The sequence below is a fragment of the Streptomyces sp. NPDC047072 genome (genome assembly GCF_040643855.1).
Taxonomy (GTDB): domain Bacteria; phylum Actinomycetota; class Actinomycetes; order Streptomycetales; family Streptomycetaceae; genus Streptomyces.
The window spans coordinates 20,404-27,722 of record NZ_JBEYVC010000139.1 but is presented as its reverse complement, the minus strand read 5'-3'; the positions used below and the strand labels follow the sequence as shown (position 1 = coordinate 27,722).

General features: G+C 71.5%; 5 protein-coding genes. 3 read left to right on the top strand and 2 right to left on the bottom strand.

Features of this window, described 5'->3' with window-relative positions; all coding sequences use genetic code 11:
* Positions 1-1,204: hypothetical protein (locus ABZ896_RS38920; RefSeq protein WP_360939731.1), on the bottom strand; the 1,204-nt coding region annotated here is incomplete at its 3' end.
* 479 nt (positions 1,205-1,683) lie between these two features.
* Here ABZ896_RS38920 and ABZ896_RS38915 point away from each other — a divergent pair.
* The 3 genes from ABZ896_RS38915 to ABZ896_RS38905 all read left to right on the top strand — a co-directional run bounded on the left by ABZ896_RS38915 (position 1,684) and on the right by ABZ896_RS38905 (position 4,500).
* Positions 1,684-2,547, top strand: a complete 864-nt coding sequence (locus ABZ896_RS38915) for a hypothetical protein (RefSeq protein ID WP_360939729.1) — start codon at positions 1,684-1,686, stop codon at positions 2,545-2,547.
* Between the two features lie 506 nt (positions 2,548-3,053).
* Entirely contained in the window at positions 3,054-3,596 is a 543-nt protein-coding gene (locus ABZ896_RS38910; RefSeq protein WP_360939727.1) for a hypothetical protein, read from the top strand.
* A 190-nt stretch (positions 3,597-3,786) separates the two neighbouring features.
* On the top strand, positions 3,787-4,500 hold the full coding sequence (locus tag ABZ896_RS38905) for a hypothetical protein (protein ID WP_360939725.1): 714 nt from the start codon (positions 3,787-3,789) through the stop codon (positions 4,498-4,500).
* A 225-nt stretch (positions 4,501-4,725) separates the two neighbouring features.
* Here ABZ896_RS38905 and ABZ896_RS38900 read toward each other — a convergent pair whose 3' ends face one another.
* A complete protein-coding gene (locus ABZ896_RS38900) occupies positions 4,726-7,299 on the bottom strand; it encodes a helicase-associated domain-containing protein (RefSeq protein WP_360939723.1) in 2,574 nt (857 codons plus the stop codon).
* Positions 7,300-7,319 lie beyond the last annotated feature (20 nt).

Here is a 7,319-nt window from a genome sequence, read left to right as displayed (position 1 = left end):
GGCGACGAACATGCACGGCACGATCACGGTCATCGACAAGGGCGCGGTCCCTGCCACAAGCCAACAGACGGGCCCTCCGGGCCCTTGGACAGTCCCGACACGCTGACTTGACAGGGAAGATGGCGGCCGGCCACAGGGCGTCCCTCCAGCGCACTCCGGATTTCCGGCACAGGGCCTTTGCCGTGGTGCGGGCGGTGGGGTCGTGGCGGTCGATGGCGTCGACGAGCGCGGCCAGGGTTGCGCCGGAGCCCAGGTGCTTGAACGCCGTGTGCCGGTGGGCGGGCGGCGGGAGCCAGATCCAGGAACGCTGGAGCGGCTCGCCCCAGCGTTCCATGACGATGGGCCAGCCGCCGCGGTTCTTCAGTTCGCGGTCGAAGCGGGTCCCCAGGTTGGGTCCGCAGGTCAGGGCGAGGACGGCTGCGACGGCGTCCCATCCCGCCGGAGCAGCCAGGTCGTCGTGCAGGAGCTGGTCGAGGTTGACCGCGAGGTACGGGAGGTCGGTGCGGTAGGCCTGGTCGCCGTCGAAGATACAGGCGGGGCAGACGGGGACGGCGCTGTGCGCGTTCTTCAGCAGATGGTGCTCGGGGTACCGGTCTCCGCAGATCGGACACGGGGTGGTGGAGTGCTCTTCCGCGCCCCGGACCCGGCGGAGCCGGGTCATTCCGAGTTCGGTGTCCATGCGGCGCGCGGTGAAGCGTACGGGTTCGGTGGAGCAGTCCGCGAGGCCGTCGTCGAAGTCTTCGGTGGTGGCGTTGCCTGACGGGCACATCGACATCAGGTACAGCGGCTTGGTCAGGTCGGACTGGTCCGGGTCGTCCGGATCGAGGTCATCGCCGTCGGCCGCGTCATCTGCACGTCCCACGGACAGACTCAGTCCCGCGACGGGCCCTGCGTACATCGTGAGGCCGAAGCAGTCCACCTCTGGCTCATGGTGACCGGCACCCCATCCCAGGAGGCGGAACTCCTCAATCAGGGCCTTCAGGTAGTCCTTCGCGAGCAAGGGGCCCGGGACGCGCTCGGCCGCAGCCGGGTCGGTGAGGATCCGGACGGCTTCGGCGCGACCGGCCGCGTCCAGGACCTGGGGCAGCAGGTTGCGCTCGGCGGCGTCGATGACGCGCTCCAGAGCCCGCTGGTATCCGCAGCCCGTCACCCTGTTGAGCGCCCGGGCGATCTGCTGGCGGTTGGTGAGGTTGTTCGATGACAAGACAGCTCCTGCACGCTCCGCGTCATGCCGCCCCACCACGACAAACGCCGAGTGCGCAAGGGCGGTCAAAGACGATGGAAGCGCCGTGCATCACCGTTGCGTCACCTCCCAGCGGCAGCTGGATTCACCAGAGCCCGGAGGTGGGTCCGGGCAAGGCACGCGTCACGGTGAAATGCGTCCGCCCGATGATACTCCCAACGTCTCTCTGCAGGGAGGACAGCCGCAGCCGCCGGTCCGGGCCGAAGCCGGCGCATCCAGCAGCGACGCATGTACGACTTTCCACCGAAGGCACCCACCATCCCTGAGGACCACGCATCCCCACCCACAAGGAGGACGACCGCGCCATCGACCGCCCTCGACTGGTGACGGCCCTACCCGATCGGGTGATAACTGCTCAGGCACCGAACCTGAGGCACGAGGTGGAGCCGCTTGCTGCTGAGGTGGGACCAAACGGCAAAGGGTCTTCGAAGGGGCGGTTCATGGGCGGAGCAGCGCTGTCCGGTCTCAGCGCACGGGTGATCACACCCGATGAGGCACGCGACATACTGGTGTTCACACGGAAAACCGGGTGCCGGCCCGATCCGGTCGACATGGACTACGCACGCCGTCTTGGACACGACATGACGTGCGGGGACTGGGATGAGGCCAACGTCGTTCCCCTTGTGCTGTGCTCGCACGGAGCGGTGATAAGAGGGCTGCATCGCCTTCAGGCCGTGGTGATCAGCCGGGTACCCCTCGCCTTCTTCATCGCGCGGGACGTTCCGCACCGCGTGCGTTCCATCCCCCGCGGCAAGGCCCGGACGGCGGCAGATGCGCTCGGGGTGATCGGCGTTGCCACGCACCGCAAGGTGATTGCCGGCGCCGTGCAGCTCGTCCATCTGTACGAGAGCCAGCGGGACACAGTGCCGTGGACAGCGTGGGACATTCGCGTTTTTACGAATGGTGAGACGGTCCGGCTCCTGCAGACCCGATACCCGGATCTTCCTCAGTCCGTCCCGACCATGATCGCGCTGCGCAGCGGACTCAGGTCCACACCGATCGCTTCGCTCGCCTTTGCCTATCTGATCACCCGCGTCGCGCCCGAACTCGGCCCGGCGGTATCTGAGTTCCTCCAGGGCCTGATCTCCCCGTCCCGCCTCAGGCTGGGTGACCCTCGCCGTGACCTGCACGAATGGTTCATGACACGAGGCGCCTCGACGGGCCGGAGAGTGGTCTCAGCACATCAGCTCGGCCTGATCATCTCCTGCTGGAACGCATGGGCGGTCGGCGCCCCTTGGGACGAATCCGAGTTCGGGCCGGACGACTCCATGCCCGCCATCTGCCGGGCCATCGCCGTAGCGTAACGGCGGCGACGTGCCACCAGGTGAAGATTGCAGAAGAGGCACGGATGGTCCCGCTCGCCTCCGACGGCGTCCTCGACCAGGCTGGCTAGGAGACAGCGGCCAGCGGACGTCGGGGCTGCCGCGACGACGCGACGGCCGTCGCTCTGCTGCGACGCACCGGGTGAGCCTCCGGACGGCTACGCGAGCCCAGCTGCTGCGCCCGCGCCGTGACGACAGATCCAGCGGCTAGCCCGTCACGGCCAGAGCCCGAGCCCGCAGGCACACGGTCGCTGAGCTGCGGTTTCGGCAAGGCTTACGTTCTGCCGCGAGATCCGTCTATGCTGGCCGCTCTACGCGGCGCCTGCCCCTCTTCCAGTAGGAGCGCCCCCGCCCGGGGAGCCTGAACTCTCCCAGACCTTGCCCGCCGCGCCCATCTGACATCAACTCCTTTATCTGCAGGGCCCCGTTGCCACCCGGCACCGGGGCCCTTTCGCATGCCCGCACACACGCCGACGAGAGGCAGTCCCATGCACGAACCGCAGTTCAACGACCCGGCCTTGACCGCGATCTGGCACTACCTGCGCCCCGCCCCCGCTCGCGTGCCCTCCTCGCCCGCGGTCCCGCGCCGGCGGACGCCCGATGCCCAGGCCATCGCCGCCCGCGAGGGCCTCGACCTCGGGCCCGAGCTCCGGCGCGTCATGCGCCGAGGCCGCCCCACGCACCCGGTCCCGCGGCCCGCTGTGCGCGCCGCCCACCGCTCCTACGTGGCCCGGCTGGTCATGGAGCTGGCGCCGCGGCTGCGCCGCGACCGGGTGCGGGAGCGGACGGACGCCTGGACATCGCTCGGGCTGGCCCCCGGCGAGCTGGACATCTGGATGCGCGCCCTGGGCGTCGACGGCGCCGCGACCGTGAAGGCCTGCCGTACCTGGAACGTCCCGGCCTCGGCGCTCGACGTCGCCTTGGACGGCCGCCAGGTACGCCGGCACCTGCGCGACGGCGTCACGGTCACTGCGGTCCTCGCCCTGGCCGCCGAGCGCGGCATCGCCCTGGCGGCGCCGCCCACGACATGACGGGCTGGCGCACCGGGAAGGCGGACGGTGTCCGCTACGATGCCGACCGGCAGGACGCGCACCGCCGACCGCCGATGCTGTATCCCGCCCGCGCCGGGACAGCTCAGACGGCCAAGGTCCCCACCCCGGGCCCGCGACATTCCGCCCGCACGACTGCGGGCAGGCGCGGGGTGCCCGGAGAGAAGACGTCATGCCACGCAAGCAGTCCCGCGCCGGCCAGCGCGCCCGCGCGGCGCAGAAGACTGTGGGCCGTACCGGCGGATACACCGAGTTGCTGCGCGCCGGCCTCGGCCCGCGCGGCGCCCGCAGGGAGCCCGCGCACGCCGAGCCCGCCCGCCGGCTCGCAGCCCAGGTGCGCGCCAGCCTCGGCGCCGACGGGGAGGAGGCCGCCCGCCGGGTGGACGCGGCGGTGGCCTGGGCGGTGAAGGACCACGGGCTGAAGCAGGCCCTGCTGCGCACGCCCGGCGGCTGCGCCGCCCGCTCCCGCCTTCGCCCCGCGCTGGCCGCGCACGCCGCCGGCGAAGTCGCCGTACACGACGCGCCCTTGGTCCAGGCCGTCTACGTGGCGCTGGAGGCAGCCGCCGAGCAGGAGGCGGGCGCGGATCTGCTGCGCGCGGCCGCGGACGTCCTGGACCGGCTCGTCGGCGCCAGCCACATCGGCAGTCCCGCGATCTCAGGGGTGCGGGCCGGCGGATGGCTCACCGCGCCGACGATGTGGGAGCGGGTCTACACCACCACCGACCCGGTAGCGGTCGTCGCGTCGGCGGCGCTGCGCATGATGAGGGAGGCCGCCCGCATCCCCGACGAGGACGAAGGAACGGACGCCGACTGCATGTTCACCCTCCAGGAGGCGGTCCGCTGCGCGGGCACCGCCGCGGACCTCGCCGCCCGCTCGGCCGCCTGACCCACAGGACGAACGTGCTGCCCCGCGCCCGCCTGGCGCGGGGCAGCACCCGGATCCTCACCACGGACCGCCGACAACGGAGCCCCGACGAGGGGCGGACCGCCCAGTACTTCCGGGGAGCAGCAGCGCACCGTCGCCATGCGAATGGCGGCCGCCTGCCACCGACGCGCAGACGAAGTCGTGGTCCGCCAGGACCGCGATCGGGAGTTTCGTGCGCGCTGCGGGTCAGGCTTGGGCTTCGGCGTCGACGTCCCGGATGTGGCTCAGATGGAAGGTGCTCACCTCGTCATCATCATCGGTCCAGGCGTACAGGTACGGCGGATCGAGTTCCAGGGAATGGATGGTGTGGGTGAGGGGCTGGCCTCTGCCGGGCGCGTAGGCGATGGCGGTTTCTTGGGCGTTGTCGATGGCGTGGGCGAGGCGGCGCAGGGCGGGCGGATCCAGGTGCTGGGCGTCGCGGGCGAGGACCTGTTCGGTGGGGGAGAGCCGGGGCACCGTCTGGTCAGTGGCGGGCGAGAGGAGGACCTCGGCCAGGTGGGCGAGGTCGGGGGCATCCGGCGCCGGTTCGGCGGTGCGTGGCGCGGGCAGGAGAGGGTGGCGGTCGGGGGCGGGGCGCTCAAGCCGGATCGCACCGTCGTGCTGTTCGTGGACGGGCGCGTACCCGGCGTCACGGAGTGCGGTGAGCACTGCGTCACCGGTGAGCGGGCTCGTCAGCACGGTCGGGGCGAGCACCCGCAGGCTCAGCGGGGCCAGCCGGCCGCTGGCCGCGATCTCGGCGATCAGGGCGGTGTCCGTGCTGTGCAGGAGGCTGGCCGGGGTGGTGAGACGGACTCGCCCGTGTGCATCGGCTGCGTCCCTGACGAGGTCCGTCAGCTGCTCGGGGAGGACTGCGGTGCCGGCGATGCCGCGCAGCGTGTCGAGGAGTTCGTCGACGGTGTGCCCGGTGTCCAGGGCGCGGCGCAGCGACGCCGGGGTGATGTGCCACAGGGATGCGGGGTGCCGTACGGCGAGGTCGGCCAGCTGGTCCAGGAGGGCGGTCAGCCGGGGCGAGCTAACGCCGTCGACGATGGCGGTCACGTCCGGACCGGTGTGGAGCCGGGCTGTCTCGGCCAGCGGCGGCAGCACCTGCTGGGCGCATGCGGCGAGTTCGGCCTCCTGGAGGGTCGGCTCCGCATGGTGGTGGCGCAGGGCCTCGGCCAGCGGGCTGAGCGTGCTCCGTACCAGCACGCCGAGGAGTTCGGCTTCGCGCACCAGTGGCGCGAGTGCGGCCTTCTCGTGGTCGCGATCGCGTTCTCCCGAGTACGAGTACCTCTCCGTGCAGGTGCAGAATCGGGCGCGGGGCCGGTGCCAGGCGAGCAGGTCGGCGAAGGCGCCGAGGAGATCGTCCGTGGTGTCGAGGGCCTCCTGTGGGCCGAGCGCGGCCGCGCTGTCCAGGAGGGCGATACGTGTCGCCAGGCATCCGTCGCACGCGACCCGGGAGGCGAGAGCCGGAATCGGGCCGTCCGGCGCGTCGCGGTCGGCGCCGTAGCGGGTCGCGATCGGGGTGGTCCGGGTGGGTGTGAAGCGCATCGTGCACCAGGCCAGGGCGAGTTGCGCGTACTGCCCGGCTGGCTCGCGCGCCGTCCAGGCGTCGTAGGCCGTCGTCGCCAGGATCCGCTGCTGACCGTCATACCCGAGGAGGCCGGCAGCGTGGGCGCATTCGAGGATGAGACGGACCGCGGCCGGCGTACAGGCGGAGGCCTTGGTGATGCGGGTCAGTTCGCGGGTTCCGATGCCACCGTCCTTCAGCAGGGCCGGCGGCTGCCGGACACACTCGAGCAGGACCGTTGCGGCCTGGGCGAGGAAGGTGACGGCGGCGGCCGAGGTGGCCTCGGCGAGCTGCTGGCCGGTGACGGCCGTGAGTGGGATCTGGGGCGGGCGGGGGTGGAAGGGCGCGGCGGGCTCCGGTCCGCGCAGCGCGATCAGCACCTCGGCCGGCAGCTGCGGGTCCCGTTCCCCGTAGAAGCTGAACGTGCCTGAGGAAACGGGTCGGTCCTTCGACGAGAGCAGGGCTCGCTCGGCTGCCCAGTCCTGTCCCTCTTGGCCGACGGAGGACAGGGAGAGCGAGCTGTAGGACGTGGAGTTGTACCGGCGCAGCTGCTTCAGCAGTTCCTGGGCGGAGGAGGGAGCCTGGGCGACGAGGTCACGCACCCGTTGACCGTCACGGTGGTGGGCGAGGAGCACGGCGCGCTGCTCGCTCTCATCGTCTTTGGCCGTCAGGCCCAGCGTGGTGAGGGCCGCGGCCAGGTCTTCGCCGCGCAGGTGCTCCACGACGGTCTCGAAGCCGACAAGCCGGTGGCGCAGTTCCAGGGGCGACGTCCACAGCTCGCGGAGGGCTTCCGCCATGATCAGGCTGTCCGGCTCGCCTGGAGCCGCCACACGAGCCCACACGAGGCCCAGGGCGGACAGCCGGCCGAGGGCCTGCTCAAGGGCGGCCCCACTGTCGTCGGCTGGCTTTGCGGGCTCCAGGGGTACCCCGAGCATGGACGCGAGCAGGGGCAGGGGACAGGGCGTGGGAAGTGCGGCGAGTGCCTCGGCAACCTCGACGCACGGCAAGGTAAGCAGTTGGGTGGCGGCTCGTTGGACGCTGCCGGGACGTAGTAGCCGCTCGGCGATCTCGCTCAGCGTCCGCGGACGCGGCTCGGTGAGCGCATCCCGGCGCTCGGCCAGGAGTTGCTCGAGCCCCTGGGGCCCGAGCGTGCGCAGGTGATCACAGAGCTGGTCACCGGCGGACGGGCTGCTGTCGGACTCGATGCTCAACCAAGGCCCCCATTCGAGAC